This is a genomic window from Streptomyces desertarenae (genome assembly GCF_042681365.1).
Classification (GTDB): domain Bacteria; phylum Actinomycetota; class Actinomycetes; order Streptomycetales; family Streptomycetaceae; genus Streptomyces; species Streptomyces desertarenae.
Map to the genome: position 1 here is coordinate 36,855 of NZ_JBHUFU010000006.1, position 16,826 is coordinate 53,680.

General features: G+C 69.1%; 27 protein-coding genes. All 27 read left to right on the forward strand.

Going from position 1 to position 16,826, the window contains the following annotated elements; all coding sequences use genetic code 11:
- The first annotated feature begins 44 nt into the window (after positions 1-44).
- The 27 genes from rplV (at position 45) to ACFSJS_RS11815 (ending at position 16,764) form a co-directional block, all read left to right on the forward strand.
- Positions 45-392: a 50S ribosomal protein L22 gene (gene rplV / locus ACFSJS_RS11685; protein WP_159668538.1), complete on the forward strand. Its 348-nt coding sequence runs from the start codon at positions 45-47 to the stop codon at positions 390-392.
- Positions 392-1,210: a 30S ribosomal protein S3 gene (gene rpsC / locus ACFSJS_RS11690; RefSeq protein WP_380899294.1), complete on the forward strand. Its 819-nt coding sequence runs from the start codon at positions 392-394 to the stop codon at positions 1,208-1,210. Before rplV ends, rpsC begins: the two co-directional genes overlap by 1 nt.
- Before the next feature lie 5 nt (positions 1,211-1,215).
- Positions 1,216-1,635 (forward strand): 50S ribosomal protein L16, encoded by a 420-nt coding sequence (rplP, locus tag ACFSJS_RS11695; protein ID WP_031510592.1) that lies wholly within the window; start codon positions 1,216-1,218, stop codon positions 1,633-1,635.
- Positions 1,635-1,859 (forward strand): 50S ribosomal protein L29, encoded by a 225-nt coding sequence (rpmC, locus tag ACFSJS_RS11700; RefSeq protein WP_155071592.1) that lies wholly within the window; start codon positions 1,635-1,637, stop codon positions 1,857-1,859. Before rplP ends, rpmC begins: the two co-directional genes overlap by 1 nt.
- Positions 1,859-2,146, forward strand: coding sequence for a 30S ribosomal protein S17 (gene rpsQ, locus ACFSJS_RS11705; protein ID WP_380899295.1), 288 nt, complete (start codon positions 1,859-1,861; stop codon positions 2,144-2,146). The genes rpmC and rpsQ overlap by 1 nt, the downstream gene beginning before the upstream one ends.
- A gap of 101 nt (positions 2,147-2,247) precedes the next feature.
- Positions 2,248-2,616 carry a 50S ribosomal protein L14 gene (rplN, locus tag ACFSJS_RS11710; RefSeq protein WP_055718836.1) on the forward strand — a complete coding sequence of 123 codons (369 nt, stop codon included), beginning with the start codon at positions 2,248-2,250 and terminating at the stop codon, positions 2,614-2,616.
- Positions 2,617-2,619: 3 nt separating this feature from the next.
- The gene (gene rplX / locus ACFSJS_RS11715) at positions 2,620-2,943 is read left to right on the forward strand and encodes a 50S ribosomal protein L24 (protein ID WP_155071594.1); all 324 of its coding nucleotides are present in this window, start codon (positions 2,620-2,622) and stop codon (positions 2,941-2,943) included.
- Entirely contained in the window at positions 2,943-3,506 is a 564-nt protein-coding gene (gene rplE, locus ACFSJS_RS11720; protein ID WP_380899296.1) for a 50S ribosomal protein L5, read from the forward strand. The genes rplX and rplE overlap by 1 nt, the downstream gene beginning before the upstream one ends.
- A 3-nt stretch (positions 3,507-3,509) precedes the next feature.
- Positions 3,510-3,695, forward strand: coding sequence for a type Z 30S ribosomal protein S14 (locus tag ACFSJS_RS11725; protein ID WP_004571834.1), 186 nt, complete (start codon positions 3,510-3,512; stop codon positions 3,693-3,695).
- A gap of 225 nt (positions 3,696-3,920) precedes the next feature.
- On the forward strand, positions 3,921-4,319 hold the full coding sequence (gene rpsH / locus ACFSJS_RS11730; protein WP_155071596.1) for a 30S ribosomal protein S8: 399 nt from the start codon (positions 3,921-3,923) through the stop codon (positions 4,317-4,319).
- A 24-nt stretch (positions 4,320-4,343) separates the two neighbouring features.
- Positions 4,344-4,883 carry a 50S ribosomal protein L6 gene (rplF, locus tag ACFSJS_RS11735; RefSeq protein ID WP_380899297.1) on the forward strand — a complete coding sequence of 180 codons (540 nt, stop codon included), beginning with the start codon at positions 4,344-4,346 and terminating at the stop codon, positions 4,881-4,883.
- A 3-nt stretch (positions 4,884-4,886) separates the two neighbouring features.
- Entirely contained in the window at positions 4,887-5,270 is a 384-nt protein-coding gene (rplR, locus tag ACFSJS_RS11740) for a 50S ribosomal protein L18 (protein ID WP_380899298.1), read from the forward strand.
- Positions 5,271-5,313: 43 nt separating this feature from the next.
- A complete protein-coding gene (gene rpsE, locus ACFSJS_RS11745; protein WP_279557039.1) occupies positions 5,314-5,919 on the forward strand; it encodes a 30S ribosomal protein S5 in 606 nt (201 codons plus the stop codon).
- Positions 5,919-6,101, forward strand: a complete 183-nt coding sequence (gene rpmD, locus ACFSJS_RS11750) for a 50S ribosomal protein L30 (RefSeq protein WP_380899299.1) — start codon at positions 5,919-5,921, stop codon at positions 6,099-6,101. The genes rpsE and rpmD overlap by 1 nt, the downstream gene beginning before the upstream one ends.
- 1 nt (position 6,102) lies before the next feature.
- Positions 6,103-6,558: a 50S ribosomal protein L15 gene (rplO, locus tag ACFSJS_RS11755; RefSeq protein ID WP_155071600.1), complete on the forward strand. Its 456-nt coding sequence runs from the start codon at positions 6,103-6,105 to the stop codon at positions 6,556-6,558.
- Positions 6,559-7,463: 905 nt separating this feature from the next.
- Complete coding sequence (secY, locus tag ACFSJS_RS11760) at positions 7,464-8,780, forward strand: preprotein translocase subunit SecY (RefSeq protein ID WP_380899300.1); 1,317 nt, start codon at positions 7,464-7,466, stop codon at positions 8,778-8,780.
- Positions 8,780-9,454 (forward strand): adenylate kinase, encoded by a 675-nt coding sequence (locus ACFSJS_RS11765; RefSeq protein ID WP_380899301.1) that lies wholly within the window; start codon positions 8,780-8,782, stop codon positions 9,452-9,454. The genes secY and ACFSJS_RS11765 overlap by 1 nt, the downstream gene beginning before the upstream one ends.
- A gap of 165 nt (positions 9,455-9,619) precedes the next feature.
- Positions 9,620-10,456, forward strand: coding sequence for a type I methionyl aminopeptidase (map, locus tag ACFSJS_RS11770; protein WP_380899302.1), 837 nt, complete (start codon positions 9,620-9,622; stop codon positions 10,454-10,456).
- Between the two features lie 217 nt (positions 10,457-10,673).
- A complete protein-coding gene (gene infA, locus ACFSJS_RS11775) occupies positions 10,674-10,895 on the forward strand; it encodes a translation initiation factor IF-1 (RefSeq protein ID WP_003948620.1) in 222 nt (73 codons plus the stop codon).
- A 61-nt stretch (positions 10,896-10,956) separates the two neighbouring features.
- Positions 10,957-11,070, forward strand: coding sequence for a 50S ribosomal protein L36 (gene rpmJ, locus ACFSJS_RS11780; RefSeq protein WP_009740505.1), 114 nt, complete (start codon positions 10,957-10,959; stop codon positions 11,068-11,070).
- A gap of 204 nt (positions 11,071-11,274) precedes the next feature.
- On the forward strand, positions 11,275-11,655 hold the full coding sequence (gene rpsM, locus ACFSJS_RS11785; protein ID WP_380899303.1) for a 30S ribosomal protein S13: 381 nt from the start codon (positions 11,275-11,277) through the stop codon (positions 11,653-11,655).
- A gap of 64 nt (positions 11,656-11,719) precedes the next feature.
- Complete coding sequence (gene rpsK, locus ACFSJS_RS11790) at positions 11,720-12,124, forward strand: 30S ribosomal protein S11 (protein WP_004571845.1); 405 nt, start codon at positions 11,720-11,722, stop codon at positions 12,122-12,124.
- Between the two features lie 28 nt (positions 12,125-12,152).
- Positions 12,153-12,779 carry a 30S ribosomal protein S4 gene (rpsD, locus tag ACFSJS_RS11795; RefSeq protein WP_380899304.1) on the forward strand — a complete coding sequence of 209 codons (627 nt, stop codon included), beginning with the start codon at positions 12,153-12,155 and terminating at the stop codon, positions 12,777-12,779.
- Positions 12,780-12,915: 136 nt separating this feature from the next.
- Positions 12,916-13,938 carry a DNA-directed RNA polymerase subunit alpha gene (locus ACFSJS_RS11800; RefSeq protein WP_380899305.1) on the forward strand — a complete coding sequence of 341 codons (1,023 nt, stop codon included), beginning with the start codon at positions 12,916-12,918 and terminating at the stop codon, positions 13,936-13,938.
- A gap of 211 nt (positions 13,939-14,149) precedes the next feature.
- Complete coding sequence (gene rplQ / locus ACFSJS_RS11805; RefSeq protein WP_380899306.1) at positions 14,150-14,695, forward strand: 50S ribosomal protein L17; 546 nt, start codon at positions 14,150-14,152, stop codon at positions 14,693-14,695.
- Between the two features lie 171 nt (positions 14,696-14,866).
- Positions 14,867-15,736 (forward strand): tRNA pseudouridine(38-40) synthase TruA, encoded by an 870-nt coding sequence (gene truA / locus ACFSJS_RS11810; RefSeq protein WP_380899307.1) that lies wholly within the window; start codon positions 14,867-14,869, stop codon positions 15,734-15,736.
- 86 nt (positions 15,737-15,822) lie between these two features.
- Positions 15,823-16,764 (forward strand): D-alanyl-D-alanine carboxypeptidase family protein, encoded by a 942-nt coding sequence (locus tag ACFSJS_RS11815; protein ID WP_380899308.1) that lies wholly within the window; start codon positions 15,823-15,825, stop codon positions 16,762-16,764.
- Positions 16,765-16,826: the final 62 nt, after the last annotated feature.

Here is a 16,826-nt window from a genome sequence, read left to right on the forward strand (position 1 = left end):
TGCGGAACAAGCGAAGACCAATGACTGACACCGAAGGGACAACCATGGAAGCCAGGGCCCAGGCGCGGTACATCCGCGTCACGCCCATGAAGGCCCGCCGCGTGGTGGACCTCATCCGTGGCATGGATGCCACGGAGGCTCAGGCGGTCCTGCGTTTCGCCCCGCAGGCCGCGAGCGTGCCCGTCGGCAAGGTGCTGGACAGCGCCATTGCCAACGCCGCGCACAACTACGACCACACCGACGTCGACAGCCTGTACGTCTCCGAGGCGTACGTCGACGAGGGTCCGACCCTGAAGCGGTTCCGGCCGCGCGCCCAGGGCCGCGCCTACCGGATCCGTAAGCGGACCAGCCACATCACGGTGGTCGTCAGCAGCAAGGAAGGAACCCGGTAATGGGCCAGAAGATCAACCCGCACGGGTTCCGGCTCGGCATCACCACGGACTTCAAGTCCCGCTGGTACGCCGACAAGCTCTACAAGGACTACGTCAAGGAAGACGTCGAGATCCGCCGCCTGCTCACGCAGGGCATGGAGCGGGCCGGCATCTCCAAGGTGGAGATCGAGCGCACCCGCGACCGCGTCCGCGTCGACGTTCACACCGCCCGCCCGGGCATCGTGATCGGCCGCCGCGGCGCCGAGGCGGAGCGCATCCGCGGTCAGCTGGAGAAGCTGACCGGCAAGCAGATCCAGTTCAACATCCTCGAGGTGAAGAACCCGGAGACGGACGCTCAGCTGGTGGCCCAGGCCGTCGCCGAGCAGCTGTCCTCCCGCGTCTCCTTCCGCCGTGCCATGCGCAAGTCGATGCAGAGCACGATGAAGGCCGGCGCCAAGGGCATCAAGATCCAGTGCGGTGGCCGCCTCGGCGGCGCCGAGATGTCCCGCACCGAGTTCTACCGCGAGGGCCGTGTGCCCCTGCACACCCTCCGTGCCAACATCGACTACGGCTTCTTCGAGGCCAAGACGACCTTCGGCCGGATCGGTGTGAAGGTCTGGATCTACAAGGGCGACGTCAAGAACATCGCCGAGGTCCGCGCCGAGAACGCCGCCGCCCGCGCCGGCAACCGCCCGTCGCGCGGCAGTGACCGTCCGCGCCGCGGCGAGCGTCGCGGCCGCAAGCCGCAGCAGGACCGGACCGAGGCTCCCAAGGCCGAGGGCACCGCTGCTGCCGCTCCGGCCGCCGAGAGCACCGGCTCCGCCGGGAAGGAGGCCTGACCGTCATGCTGATCCCCCGCAGGGTCAAGCACCGCAAGCAGCACCACCCGAAGCGCAAGGGCATGGCCAAGGGCGGCACCGAGGTTGCTTTCGGCGAGTACGGCATCCAGGCCGTGACCGGCGCCTACGTGACGAACCGGCAGATCGAGGCCGCTCGTATCTCCATGACCCGTCACATCAAGCGTGGCGGCAAGGTGTGGATCAACATCTACCCGGACCGTCCGCTGACCAAGAAGCCCGCCGAGACCCGCATGGGTTCCGGTAAGGGTTCGCCGGAGTGGTGGGTCGCGAACGTCAAGCCCGGCCGGGTGATGTTCGAGCTGTCCTACCCGAACGAGAAGATTGCTCGTGAGGCGCTTACCCGCGCTGCTCACAAGCTTCCGATGAAGTGCCGGATCGTGCGGCGCGAGGCAGGTGAGTCGTGATGGCGGCCGGTACCAAGGCGAGCGAGCTGCGCGAGCTGAGCGACGACGAGCTCGTCGTGAAGCTGCGCGAGGCCAAGGAGGAGCTCTTCAAGCTCCGTTTCCAGGCGGCGACCGGACAGCTGGAGAACAACGGCCGGCTGAAGGCCGTCCGCAAGGACATCGCCCGGATCTACACCCTGATGCGTGAGCGCGAGCTCGGCATCGAGACGGTGGAGAGCGCCTGATGAGCGAGACGAATGTGACTGAGACTGCAAAGCAGGAGCGCGGCTTCCGTAAGACCCGTGAGGGTCTGGTCGTCAGCGACAAGATGGACAAGACCGTTGTCGTCGCCGTCGAGGACCGCGTCAAGCACGCCCTGTACGGCAAGGTCATCCGCCGTACGAACAAGCTCAAGGCGCACGACGAGCAGAACGCCGCGGGCGTCGGCGACCGCGTCCTCCTGATGGAGACCCGGCCGCTGTCCGCGACGAAGCGCTGGCGCGTCGTCGAGATCCTCGAGAAGGCCAAGTAATCCCCGAGATCCCTCCTCGGGACGAGTTCCGCCAGGCTCGGTGAGGTGCGTGCGGCACAGCACGCACCCACCGGGAACCGGCAGACGATCAGGAGATAGACGTGATCCAGCAGGAGTCGCGACTGCGCGTCGCCGACAACACGGGAGCGAAGGAGATCCTTTGCATCCGTGTTCTCGGTGGCTCCGGCCGCCGCTACGCGGGTATCGGTGACGTCATCGTCGCCACCGTCAAGGACGCGATCCCCGGTGGCAACGTGAAGAAGGGCGACGTCGTCAAGGCGGTCGTCGTGCGCACCGTCAAGGAGCGCCGCCGCCCGGACGGCTCGTACATCCGCTTCGACGAGAACGCCGCCGTCATTCTGAAGAACGACGGCGACCCCCGCGGCACCCGTATCTTCGGCCCGGTGGGCCGTGAGCTGCGCGAGAAGAAGTTCATGAAGATCATCTCCCTCGCGCCGGAGGTGCTGTAACCGATGAAGATCAAGAAGGGCGACCTGGTCCAGGTCATCACCGGCAAGGACAAGGGCAAGCAGGGCAAGGTCATCGCGGCCTTCCCCCGCGAGGACCGCGTCCTGGTCGAGGGTGTCAACCGGGTCAAGAAGCACACCAAGGCCGGCCAGACCGCTCGCGGCTCGAAGACCGGCGGCATCGTGACGACCGAGGCCCCCATCCACGTGAGCAATGTCCAGCTCGTCGTGGAGAAGGACGGCAAGAAGGTCGTCACCCGCGTCGGTTACCGCTTCGACGAGGACGGCAACAAGATCCGCGTTGCCAAGCGGACCGGTGAGGACATCTGATGACTACCGCCACGAACGTGCAGCCGCGTCTGAAGACGCGCTACCGCGAGGAGATCGTGGGCAAGCTGCGTGACGAGTTCAAGTACGAGAACGTCATGCAGATCCCCGGTCTCACCAAGATCGTGGTCAACATGGGTGTGGGCGAGGCCGCCCGCGACTCCAAGCTGATCGAGGGCGCCATTCGCGACCTCGCCACGATCACCGGCCAGAAGCCGGCCGTGACCAAGGCCCGGAAGTCCATCGCGCAGTTCAAGCTGCGCGAGGGTCAGCCGATCGGTGCCCACGTCACCCTCCGGGGTGACCGGATGTGGGAGTTCCTGGACCGCCTGCTGTCGCTCGCGCTGCCGCGCATCCGCGACTTCCGCGGTCTGTCGCCGAAGCAGTTCGACGGCAGGGGCAACTACACCTTCGGTCTCACGGAGCAGGTCATGTTCCACGAGATCGACCAGGACAAGATCGACCGGGTCCGGGGCATGGACATCACCGTGGTCACCACGGCGAACACCGACGAGGAGGGTCGCGCCCTGCTGCGTCACCTCGGATTCCCCTTCAAGGAGGCGTGAGCCGTGGCGAAGAAGGCTCTGATTGCCAAGGCCGCCCGCAAGCCGAAGTTCGCGGTCCGCGCGTACACGCGGTGCCAGCGCTGCGGCCGACCCCACTCCGTCTACCGCAAGTTCGGCCTGTGCCGTGTGTGCCTCCGTGAGATGGCGCACCGCGGCGAGCTGCCGGGCGTCACCAAGAGCTCCTGGTAAGTCCGCGCGAGCGGACCGAAGGAACTCTCGGTAAGAGCATCCTGGCCGGCGAACGCCCTCCCCGCGTGCCCTAGGCTTGTGGGTTGGGCGCTCGCCGCCCATGACCGTCTTACTACGCCGTAGGTCCCCGCACCGCACCCGCCCCGTCGTGTCCTTCCGGACGCGGACGGAGGAGAGGGACGGAGCAGACAGGAAACCCCGGCGAGAGAGGCCGAAGGCCATCACATGACCATGACCGATCCGATCGCAGACATGCTGACTCGTCTGCGAAACGCGAACTCGGCTTACCACGACACCGTCGTGATGCCGCACAGCAAGATCAAGTCGCACATCGCGGAGATCCTCCAGCAGGAGGGCTACATCACCGGCTGGAAGGTCGAGGACGCCCAGGTGGGCAAGAACCTCGTCCTGGAGCTCAAGTTCGGGCCGAACCGCGAGCGCTCGATCGCCGGCATCAAGCGCATCAGCAAGCCGGGTCTGCGGGTCTACGCAAAGTCCACCAACCTGCCGAAGGTGCTCGGCGGCCTGGGCGTGGCGATCATCTCCACCTCCCACGGGCTCCTCACCGACAAGCAGGCTCAGAAGAAGGGCGTGGGTGGGGAAGTCCTCGCCTACGTCTGGTAACGGAAGGGAACGGAGGTAAGGCTCATGTCGCGTATCGGCAAGCTCCCCATCCAGGTTCCCGCCGGTGTGGACGTCACCATCGATGGCCGGACGGTCGCCGTGAAGGGCCCCAAGGGCACCCTTTCGCACACCGTCGCCGCGCCCATCGAGGTCGCCAAGGGTGAGGACGGCACGATCCGTGTCACCCGCCCGAACGACGAGAACCGGAACAAGGCCCTGCACGGCCTGTCCCGCACGCTGGTGGCGAACATGATCACTGGCGTGACCCAGGGCTACAGCAAGCAGCTCGAGATCAGCGGTGTCGGTTACCGCGTCCAGGCCAAGGGCTCCGACCTGGAGTTCTCCCTGGGATACAGCCACCCGATCACGGTGAAGGCTCCGGAGGGCATCTCCTTCAAGGTGGAGTCTCCGACCAAGCTGAGCGTCGAGGGCATCGACAAGCAGAAGGTCGGCGAGGTCGCCGCGAACATCCGCAAGCTGCGCAAGCCCGACCCGTACAAGGCCAAGGGCGTGAAGTACGCGGGCGAGGTCATCCGCCGCAAGGTCGGAAAGGCTGGTAAGTAAGCCATGGCATACGGTGTGAAGATCGCCAAGGGCAGCGCGCGCAAGGCCGCCGCTGTCAAGCGGCGCCACATCCGCGTCCGCAAGAAGGTGTCGGGCACGCCCGAGCGTCCGCGCCTGGTGGTGACGCGCTCCAACCGTCACATGGTGGCGCAGGTCATCGACGACATCGCGGGCCACACGCTCGCCTCGGCGTCGACGCTGGACAGCTCGATCCGCGGCGGCGAGGGCGACAAGACCGCTCTGGCCAAGCAGGTCGGCGCCCTGGTCGCCGAGCGCGCCAAGGCGGCGGGCATCGAGGCCGTCGTGTTCGACCGCGGCGGCAACAAGTACGCCGGGCGGATCGCCGCCCTGGCCGACGCCGCCCGCGAGGCCGGGCTCAGGTTCTGAGCCGGTCCCCACGCAAGCGGACGCATAGAGAGAGGTAATTCCAATGGCTGGACCCCAGCGCCGCGGTGGCGGCGCCGGTGGCGGCGAGCGGCGGGACCGACGGGACCGGCGGGACGGTGGCGCGGCCGCCGAGAAGACCGCGTACGTCGAGCGGGTCGTCGCGATCAACCGCGTCGCCAAGGTTGTGAAGGGTGGTCGTCGCTTCAGCTTCACCGCGCTGGTCGTGGTGGGCGACGGTGACGGCACCGTGGGTGTCGGTTACGGCAAGGCCAAGGAGGTGCCGGCCGCCATCGCCAAGGGTGTGGAGGAGGCCAAGAAGCACTTCTTCAAGGTCCCCCGGATCCAGGGCACCATCCCGCACCCGATCCAGGGTGAGGAGGCCGCGGGTGTCGTGCTGCTCAAGCCGGCCTCGCCCGGTACCGGTGTCATCGCCGGCGGCCCGGTGCGCGCCGTCCTGGAGTGCGCGGGCATCCACGACGTGCTGAGCAAGTCGCTCGGCTCGTCGAACCCCATCAACATCGTGCACGCCACGGTGGCCGCTCTGAAGGGCCTGCAGCGCCCCGAGGAGATCGCCGCCCGCCGCGGCCTGCCGCTGGAGGACGTGGCCCCCGCCGCTCTGCTGCGGGCCCGGGCTGGGGTGAGCGCCTGATGGCTCGCCTGAAGGTCACCCAGACCAAGTCCTACATCGGCAGCAAGCAGAACCACCGCGACACCCTGCGTTCCCTCGGCCTGCGCCGCGTGAACGACACGGTCGTCAAGGAGGACCGTCCCGAGATCCGCGGCATGGTGCACACCGTCCGCCACCTCGTGACGGTCGAGGAGGTCGACTGACATGGCGGAGCAGAAGCCGCTGAAGGTCCACAACCTCCGGCCTGCCCCGGGCGCCAAGACCGCCAAGACCCGCGTCGGCCGCGGTGAGGCGTCCAAGGGCAAGACCGCCGGTCGTGGCACCAAGGGCACCAAGGCCCGCTACCAGGTTCCGGAGGCCTTCGAGGGCGGGCAGATGCCGCTGCACATGCGGCTGCCCAAGCTGAAGGGCTTCAAGAACCCCTTCCGCACCGAGTACCAGGTCGTCAACCTGGACAAGCTGGCGGCCCTGTACCCCGAGGGTGGCGAGGTCACCGTCGAGGACCTGGTCGCCAAGGGTGCGGTGCGCAAGAACCAGCTCGTGAAGGTCCTGGGCAACGGGGAGATCTCCGTGGCGCTGCAGGTGACCGTCGACAAGGTCTCCGGCTCCGCCAAGGAGAAGATCACCGCGGCCGGTGGCACCGTCACCGAGCTCGTCTGATCGAGGCGGCCCGCGGGCCGCAGCGAGAAGGGCCGGGCGTCCCCGTCGGGGGGCGCCCGGCCCTTCGGCCTTCTCCGGCTCCGTGCCCGGGGCGGGGCGCCGTCTCGCGGCGCGGCCCCGGGACGGGACCCGTCCTCTCCGGCTCGCTGCGGGGCCGCCCCGCCCCCGGACCGCCGGAGAGCGGGGCGCGCAGGTGAGGGGAGGGCGCGGCGATGGCCGAAAAGCGGCGGTCGGAATCGATCGTCCATCCGGTGCCGGGCTCGGACGGGTGGCGCCCGCCGGGAGTGCGGAAGGGCGTTCGGGCTTCGCCGCGCCCGCGCCCCGCGCGCGGCGGAGCGGAAGGGGACCGGAGGCGCCGCGGCCACCAGGCCGCTCGGACGAAGTCCCTGCCGTAGCACACGGGAACCGCGGCGACCTGTTCCTCCCCGAGGTCCTCCGGCGGCCCCTCCGGGCCGCGGCGGAAGGCGGCCGGGCGAAGCGGAAGCCGGGGGACGAGCCGGCCGCGGCGGCCTCCCGCCCCCTCCCCGCCGTCGCCCGGGCCGGTCCTCGGGGCGCGGGGCCCGGCGGGGCGGGAGGTGCGGAATGCGCACGGCCGTCCCGCCCGGGGGAGCACCGGCGAAGGGAACCGGCCGACCGGTGGAGGCACACACCGGAGGGAGCGCTCCCACCGTCCGGCGGCCCCCCGGGCCGACAGTCCGGTCGGCGGCCTCCCCGGCGGCCTCCGGCCGGCTACGCCGACGGTCGGAGTAGTTCCGGTACGTAGTTCCGTGTCACGGCCGTCGCCTGTAGGGTGGCCAGCGCTGTTACTCTCCCTGGAGGTCTGCCCTCAGCAGGCCACCACCCACGTATCCGATCCTTCAACATATCGTCACCTCCCGCGCAATGCGGGAGACGCAGGAGGTACCGTGCTCAGCGCGTTCGCTCGGGCTTTCCAGACGCCCGACCTCCGCAAGAAGCTGCTGTTCACGCTGGGCATCATGGTGCTCTTCCGGCTGGGAGCGCACGTCCCGGTTCCGGGAGTCAGCTACCAGAACGTCCAGGTTTGCGTCAAAGAGGCCCAGGGCGGGCAGTCCGACCTGTTCGGCCTGGTGAACATGTTCAGCGGTGGCGCGCTGCTGCAGTTGACCATCTTCGCGCTCGGGATCATGCCGTACATCACGGCGAGCATCATCCTGCAGCTGCTGGTGGTGGTCATTCCCAGGCTGGAGGCCCTCAAGAAGGAGGGACAGTCCGGCCAGGCGAAGATCACGCAGTACACCCGTTACCTCACCGTGGCGCTCGGCGTCCTCCAGGCCACCGGCCTGGTGGCGACGGCCCGCAGCGGCAGCCTCTTCGCGCAGTGCAGTGTCCGCGACCAGATCGTCCCGGACGACTCGATCTTCACCACCATCTCCATGGTGATCGTGATGACCGCCGGCACCACACTGATCATGTGGATGGGCGAGCTGATCACCGACCGCGGCATCGGCAACGGCATGTCGATCCTGATGTTCGTCTCGATCGCGGCGGGCTTCCCCGGCTCCCTGTGGGCGATCAAGCAGCAGGGCGACCTGGCCGGCGGCTGGATCGAGTTCGGCATCGTGATCCTGTGCGGTCTGGCGATGGTCGCACTCGTGGTCTTCGTGGAGCAGGCGCAGCGCCGCATCCCGGTGCAGTACGCCAAGCGGATGATCGGCCGCCGCTCCTACGGCGGCACCTCCACCTACATCCCGTTGAAGGTGAACCAGGCGGGCGTGATCCCCGTCATCTTCGCCTCGTCGCTGCTGTACATCCCGGCGCTGGTCGTCCAGTTCAGCAACTCCCAGGCCGGTTGGGCGGACTGGATCAGGAACAACCTCCAGGCGCAGGACGCACCGATCTACCTGGTCACGTACTTCGTCCTGATCGTCTTCTTCGCCTTCTTCTACGTCGCCATCTCCTTCAACCCCGAAGAAGTCGCCGACAACATGAAGAAGTATGGTGGGTTCATCCCGGGCATCCGGGCTGGTCGCCCCACCGCCGAGTACCTGAGCTACGTGCTGAACCGCATCACGTGGCCCGGTTCGCTCTACCTGGGTCTGATCGCCATGGTGCCCACCGTCGCGCTGGTGATGTTCAACGCGGATCAGAACTTCCCGTTCGGCGGGACCAGCATCCTGATCATCGTGGGTGTCGGTCTGGAGACCGTGAAGCAGATCGAGAGCCAGCTTCAGCAGCGCCATTACGAAGGGTTCCTCCGCTGATGCGAATCGTCCTCGTCGGACCGCCTGGCGCGGGCAAGGGCACGCAGGCCGCGTACTTGGCCGAGAACCTGTCCATCCCGCACATCTCCACGGGCGACCTGTTCCGCGCCAACATCAGCCAGGGCACCCGGCTCGGGCAGAAGGCGCAGGAGTACATGCGGGCGGGGCAGCTCGTGCCCGACGAGGTCACCATCGGGATGGCCAAGGACCGCATGGAGCAGCCGGACGCCGCCGGGGGCTTCCTCCTGGACGGCTTCCCGCGGAACCTCTCCCAGGCGGAGGCGCTGGACGACATCCTGCGCGAGGCCGGCGTGACGCTGGACGCGGTGCTGGACCTGGAGGTCCCCGAGGACGAGGTGGTCAAGCGGATCGCCGGACGGCGGATGTGCCGCAACGACAGCGGCCACATCTTCCACGTCCAGTACAGCCCGCCGCGGACCGAGGGCGTCTGCGACGTCTGCGGCGGCGAGCTCTACCAGCGCGAGGACGACCACGAGGACACCGTCCGCAAGCGGCTGGAGGTCTACCACACCGAGACCGAGCCGATCATCGACTACTACAAGGCCCAGGGCCTGGTCGTGACGATCTCGGCGCTCGGCAAGGTGGCGGAGGTCACCGCGCGCGCCATGGAGGCGCTCGGACGCGGCCCCGGAGCCTCCCCGGCCCAGGGCTGAGGTTACGGGGCGCACGGGCCCCGGAAGGAACGGCGGTGAGGCCGCGGCGCCCCCACGGGTGCCGCGGCCGTATCGTGTAGGGACAGGGCCCGGTGGCCGGCGGCGCACGCCGCCGAACCGGGTGAACGTTGTCGTGGAAGCGCAAGCTGGAAGGCGTCGGCCGTCATGGTGGAGATCAAGACCCCCGAGCAGATCGCGAAGATGCGCGCGGCCGGGCTGGTCGTCGCCGCGATGCACGCGGCGTGCCGCAAGGCGGCGGTGCCCGGCGCGACGACCAAGGACCTGGACGAGGTCGCCGCGAAGGTGCTCGCCGACCACGGGGCCAAGCCGAACTTCCTGGGGTACGGCGGCTTCCCCGGCAACATCTGCACCTCGGTCAACGACGTCGTCGTCCACGGCATCCCGGACCGGGAGACCGTCCTAAAGTCCGGCGACATCATCTCCATCGACGCCGGGGCGATCGTCGACGGCTGGCACGGCGACGCGGCGATCACCGTCTTCGTCGGCGAGGGCCACGCGCCCGAGCTGCACGAGCTGAGCCGGGTCACCGAGGAGTCCATGTGGGCCGGCATCGCGGCCATGCGCAAGGGCAACCGGCTGGTGGACGTCTCCAAGGCGATCGAGGGCTACATCCGCCGCCAGCCCCGTCCGGCCTCCGGCCGCTACGGGATCATCGAGGACTACGGCGGCCACGGCATCGGCAGCCAGATGCACATGGACCCGCACCTGCTGAACTACGTCGACCGCCGGCGCGGCCGCGGCCCGAAGCTGGTGCCGGGCATGTGCCTGGCGATCGAGCCGATGGTCAGCCTGGGCACCGCCAGGACCCACGTCCTGGAGGACGAGTGGACGGTCAAGACCGACGACGGCTCCTGGGCCTGCCACTGGGAGCACTCGGTGGCGCTCACGGAGCAGGGTCCGCTGGTGCTGACCGCGCCGGACGGCGGCAGGGCCAAGCTGGCCGAGTACGGGATCACCACCGCCCCCGACCCGCTGGACTGAGGGCGGGCGGCGGGTGCGCCGGTCCTCCCGCGCCGGGCGCCGTGCCGCCGTCCTGGAGGCCGCCTCGGAACCGCATAAGGATCTTCCGTCCTGGGCATACATCCCCGATTCGTGTTTCACCGGGCCGTGACGTAGACTGGCTCGTCGGTCCATGTGTGCCTGCGCGCACCCACGGGCTGACCCAGGTAGCCGATCCCGGAAGGTGAAGCGCTCAAGCATGGCCAAAAAACAAGGGGCCATCGAGATCGAGGGCACCGTCGTCGAGTCTCTCCCGAACGCGATGTTCAAGGTGGAGCTCCAGAACGGGCACCAGGTCCTCGCGCACATCAGCGGCAAGATGCGGATGCACTACATCCGTATCCTTCCCGACGACCGGGTCGTGGTGGAGCTGTCTCCCTACGACCTGACGCGCGGGCGGATCGTCTACCGCTACAAGTAGATCTCGCCCTCACTCCGCCCTCCCGCGGGGTGGTGGCCTGACCCGGAGAACCTCACATCCCATGAAGGTCAAGCCGAGCGTCAAGAAGATCTGCGACAAGTGCAAGGTGATCCGCCGCCACGGCCGGGTCATGGTCATCTGCGAAAACCTGCGCCACAAGCAGCGCCAGGGCTGACGCACGACCTGAAGCCTCGCACCTCTCGCGGTCTTCGCGCGACGCAAGCGAACAAGTAGATACGCAGACACCCGACCCCCCGCCGCGACATCCGTCGACGCCGGTGGGGACGACACCCCCGGACGGAGGCCGGGGACCCGGCTCGTACTTGCTACGGGAACGGTGCTGCGGAAGACCTCCGACAAGAAACCAGGAGCCACGTTCATGGCACGCCTCGAAGGCGTTGACCTCCCGCGCGACAAGCGCGTGGAGGTCGCCCTCACCTATGTCTTCGGCATCGGCCGCACGCTGTCCAAGCAGACGCTGGCCAGCACCGGTGTGAACCCCGACACCCGCGTCCGCGACCTCACCGAGGACGAGCTGGTCCGGATCCGCGAGTACGTCGAGGCCAACATCCGCACCGAGGGCGACCTCCGCCGCGAGATCCAGGCCGACATCCGCCGCAAGGTCGAGATCGGCAGCTACCAGGGCCTGCGCCACCGCCGCGGCCTGCCCGTCCGGGGCCAGCGCACCAGCACCAACGCACGGACCCGCAAGGGCCCGCGTCGCGCGATCGCCGGCAAGAAGAAGCCGGGCAAGAAGTAGTCCTCACCGGACACACCGCCAGTGGTCCGGACTGTAGGACCGACCACCTCCACGGGAGAGATACATGCCTCCGAAGGGCCGTACGGCCGGCGCCAAGAAGGTGCGCCGCAAGGAGAAGAAGAACGTCGCCCACGGGCACGCTCACATCAAGAGCACGTTCAACAACACCATCGTTTCCATCACCGACCCCACCGGCAACGTGATTTCCTGGGCTTCGGCCGGTCACGTGGGCTTCAAGGGCTCTCGCAAGTCGACGCCGTTCGCCGCGCAGATGGCCGCCGAGTCGGCCGCCCGTCGCGCGCAGGAGCACGGCATGCGCAAGGTCGACGTGTTCGTCAAGGGTCCCGGTTCCGGCCGTGAGACCGCGATCCGCTCCCTCCAGGCCACCGGCCTCGAGGTCGGCTCGATCCAGGACGTCACCCCGACCCCGCACAACGGCTGCCGCCCGCCGAAGCGTCGCCGCGTCTGATCCAGGCTGAAGTAGGAGATACACGAACATGGCGCGTTACACCGGGGCCGACTGCAAGCGTTGCCGTCGGGAGAAGCAGAAGCTCTTCCTCAAGGGAGCCAAGTGCGAGAGCGCTAAGTGCCCGATCGAGATCCGTCCTTACCCCCCGGGTGAGCACGGGCGCGGGCGCACCAAGGACAGCGAGTACCTGCTGCAGAAGCGTGAGAAGCAGAAGGCCGCTCGCATCTACGGAGTCCTGGAGAAGCAGTTCCGCGGGTACTTCAACGAGGCGAACCGCAAGCAGGGCAAGACGGGTGAGAACCTGCTGCAGATCCTCGAGTCCCGTCTGGACAACGTGATCTACCGGGCCGGCTTCGCCAAGTCCCGCGACCACGCCCGTCAGCTCGTCCGCCACGGGCACATCATGGTGAACGGCCGCAAGACCGACATCCCGTCGGCCCGCGTCGCTCCCAACGACATCGTCGAGGTCCGTCCGTCCTCCCGCACCCTGGCCCCCTTCCAGGTGGCCCAGGGTGAGGCCGGGGAGAAGACCGTTCCGGCGTGGCTGGAGGCCATCCCCTCCCAGCTGCGGATCCTCGTCCACTCGCTGCCCGAGCGCCAGGTGATCGACACCCAGGTGCAGGAGCAGCTGATCGTCGAGCTGTACTCCAAGTAACCGGGAGTACCGGCTCACGGTCACGGGCGGTGCGGCCCGCACGGGTCGCACCGCCCGTACCCTTGCAGTAGGAAACCGGGCTCCGCCCGGTGCTCGGCATCAAATAGCGGTTGCCGAAGACTGGAGGCACATCCCCATGCTGATCGCTCAGCGCCCCTCACTGACCGAAGAGGTCGTGGACGAGTTCCGTTCCCGGTTCGTGATCGAACCGCTGGAGCCGGGCTTCGGCTACACCCTCGGCAACTCCCTGCGTCGCACGCTCCTCTCCTCGATCCCCGGTGCTGCCGTGACCAGCATCCGGATCGACGGCGTCCTGCACGAGTTCACCACCGTGCCGGGCGTCAAGGAGGACGTCACCGACCTGATCCTCAACATCAAGGGCCTGGTCGTCTCCTCGGAGCACGACGAGCCGGTCGTGATGTACCTGCGCAAGCAGGGCCCGGGTCTGGTCACCGCCGCCGACATCGCCCCGCCCGCCGGTGTCGAGGTGCACAACCCCGACCTGGTCCTCGCCACGCTGAACGGCAAGGGGAAGCTGGAGATGGAGCTGACCGTCGAGCGCGGTCGCGGCTACGTCTCCGCGGTGCAGAACAAGCAGGCCGGCCAGGAGATCGGCCGCATCCCGGTCGACTCCATCTACTCGCCGGTCCTCAAGGTCACCTACAAGGTCGAGGCGACCCGTGTCGAGCAGCGCACCGACTTCGACAAGCTGATCGTCGACGTCGAGACCAAGGAGTCCATGCGCCCCCGCGACGCCATGGCCTCCGCCGGCAAGACCCTGGTCGAGCTGTTCGGCCTGGCCCGCGAGCTGAACGTCGACGCCGAGGGCATCGACATGGGCCCGTCCCCGACGGACGCCGCGCTCGCCGCCGACCTGGCCCTGCCGATCGAGGAGCTGGAGCTGACCGTCCGCTCCTACAACTGCCTCAAGCGCGAGGGCATCCACTCGGTGGGCGAGCTGGTGGCCCGCTCCGAGGCGGACCTGCTCGACATCCGCAACTTCGGCGCCAAGTCGATCGACGAGGTCAAGGCGAAGCTGGCCGGCATGGGCCTGACCCTGAAGGACAGCCCGCCCGGATTCGACCCGACCGCCGCCGCCGACGCCTTCGGCGCCGACGACGACGCGGACTCCGGGTTCGTCGAGACCGAGCAGTACTGAGGCACCCGGGGCATCCCGGGTACCGACGTCGGACGGCACCGTCGACCGGTGCCCGACGGCATCCCCGGCCGGGTGCGGCGCTCCCGCCGCACCCGGTCGGCCCACGCTTCCGGGGCCGCACCGCGCGCCCCGGGCTCCGGCGGGCACAAGCCCGTGCGGACACTGACACCGGTACCTGGTACGGCCGGTGCAGACACGAGGAGAAGGAACCATGCCGAAGCCCACCAAGGGCGCCCGCCTCGGCGGCGGCGCCGCGCACGAGAAGGCCATGCTGGCGAACCTCGCCACCGCCCTCTTCGAGCACGGCCGCATCACCACCACCGAGGCCAAGGCCCGCCGGCTGCGCCCGGTGGCGGAGCGTCTGATCACCAAGGCGAAGAAGGGCGACCTGCACAACCGTCGCCAGGTGATGCGGACGATCCTCGACAAGAGCGTCGTGCACACGCTCTTCGCCGAGATCGGCCCCCGCTACGAGAACCGTCCGGGCGGCTACACCCGCATCACCAAGATCGGCAACCGCCGCGGTGACAACGCGCCGATGGCCGTCATCGAGCTGGTCGAGGCCCTGACCGTGCAGCAGGAGGCCGTCGGCGAGGCCGAGGCCGCCACCAAGCGCTCGGCCAAGGAGACCGCGGGCGACGAGGCCGCGCAGAGCCTGAAGAAGGACGAGGCCGCCACGGACGAGGCCGCCGAGGCCCCGGCCGAGGAGAAGGCCGAGGAGTCCGAGGCTCCGGCCGAGGAGAAGAAGGACGCCTGAGGCTCCCTCTTCCACTCCAGTGCCACGAGCACGAAGCGGCGGACCCGTCTCCCCTCCCGGGAGCGGGTCCGCCGCCGTATGGGCCCCGGGCCCGGCGCCGGGCCCGGGGCGCGGACGCTCCCGCCCCGGAGCCCGGCCCCGACCCCAGCGCTTTTCGAGAGGAACACCGGCGTGAGCGACGACGTGGAGCCCGGACGTGTACGGGTCCGGCTGGACCTGTCCTACGACGGCAGCGAGTTCTCCGGCTGGGCGCGGCAGCGCGGCCGCCGCACCGTGCAGGGCGAACTGGAGGAGGCGCTGCGGATCGTGACCCGCTCGGAGGAGCCCTTCGAGCTGACGGTCGCCGGCCGCACCGACGCCGGGGTGCACGCCCGCGGCCAGGTGGCCCACGTCGACCTGCCCGCCGGGCTGTGGGAGGAGCACCGGGAGAAGCTGCTGCGCCGGCTGGCCGGGCGGTTGCCGCAGGACGTGCGGGTCCACCGGATCGTCCAGGCCCCGCCGCACTTCAACGCCCGCTTCTCGGCGATCTGGCGCCGCTACGCCTACCGCGTCTGCGACCACCCGTCGGGGGTGGACCCGCTCCGGCGCGGTCACGTCCTGTGGCACGACTGGCCGCTGGACGTGGACGCCATGAACGAGGCCGCCCGGCGGCTGCTGGGGGAGCACGACTTCGCCGCGTACTGCAAGCGGCGCGAGGGCGCGACGACCATACGGACGCTCAGGGAGCTGAGCTGGGAGCGGCGGCCGGACGGAATCGTGGAGGCGCGGGTCGTCGCCGACGCCTTCTGCCACAACATGGTGCGCTCGCTGGTCGGCGCGCTGCTCTTCGTCGGCGACGGCCACCGTCCGCCCGCCTGGCCGGGCGAGGTGCTGGCGGCGGGAGTGCGGGATTCGGCCGTGCACGTGGTGCGGCCGCACGGTCTCACCCTGGAGGAGGTCGGCTACCCGGCGGACGAGCTCCTGGCGGCGCGCAATCTGGAGGCGCGCAACCGGCGCACGCTCCCGGGTGCCGGGGCGGTGGCCGGAGCGGGCTGCTGCTGACGGAATTGTGGCCGGTTTCGGTGCGCAACCACCGCCACCGCTCGGTCGTCCAGTAGTCGGGCCCGCGCCACGCGGGCCCGACGACCATGACGACGGAGCATCCATTGAGACTTCGAACGAGGGGGGCCCGCCGGGCGGGCGCGGTGGCGGCGGTGGCCGGCGCCGTACTCGTGGCGGGACCGCTGGCGGCACCCGCCCAGGCGGCCGGGGGACCGTCCGGGATAGCCGCCAAGGGCGCCTTCGTGCTGGACAGCGGCGCCAACCGGACCCTGTGGGGCAAGGCGGCCGACACCCGGCGCGAGATGGCCAGCACCACCAAGATCATGGCGGCGGCGGTCGTCGTCACCACCAAGGGCGTCGACCTGAACCGCAAGGTCACGGTCAAGAAGGCCTACCGCGACTACGTGACGAGGTACGGCGCCAGCACCGCCGACCTGAAGACGGGCGACAAGCTCACCGTGCGGCAGCTGCTGTACGGGATGATGCTGCCCTCGGGCTGCGACGCGGCCTACGCCCTGGCGGACACCTTCGGCAGCGGCGCCACCACGGAGGCGCGCGCCACCTCGTTCATCGCGAAGATGAACAAGAAGGCCGCCGACCTGGGGATGAAGAACACGAGGTTCGACTCCTTCGACGGCATCTCCAAGACGGGCAGGAACCACTCCACCCCGCGCGACCTGGCGAAGCTGGCGCGGCACGCGCTGGCGAACTCCACGTTCCGGGCGGTGGTCAAGGCCCCCAAGACGGTCCAGAAGGCGACCAACGGACGCACGTACACCTGGTACAACACCAACAAGCTGCTCGGCTCGTACAAGGGCGTGATCGGGATCAAGACGGGCACGGGCTCCAAGGCCGGCCCCTGCCTGGTCTTCGCGGCCACCCGTGACGGGCGCACGGTGGTCGGCGTCATCCTGAACAGCTCCGACCGCTACCGGGACGCGACGCGGATGCTCGACTGGGCCTTCAAGCAGAAGACGCCCACCAAGGTCACCCTGCGCAGCCTCCCGGCGGGAGCGCAGCAGGACTGACACAGCCGCATCCGGGCCCGGGGTCCGGCCGTCCGACCGTCGGCGGCCGGACCTTCGCGCGT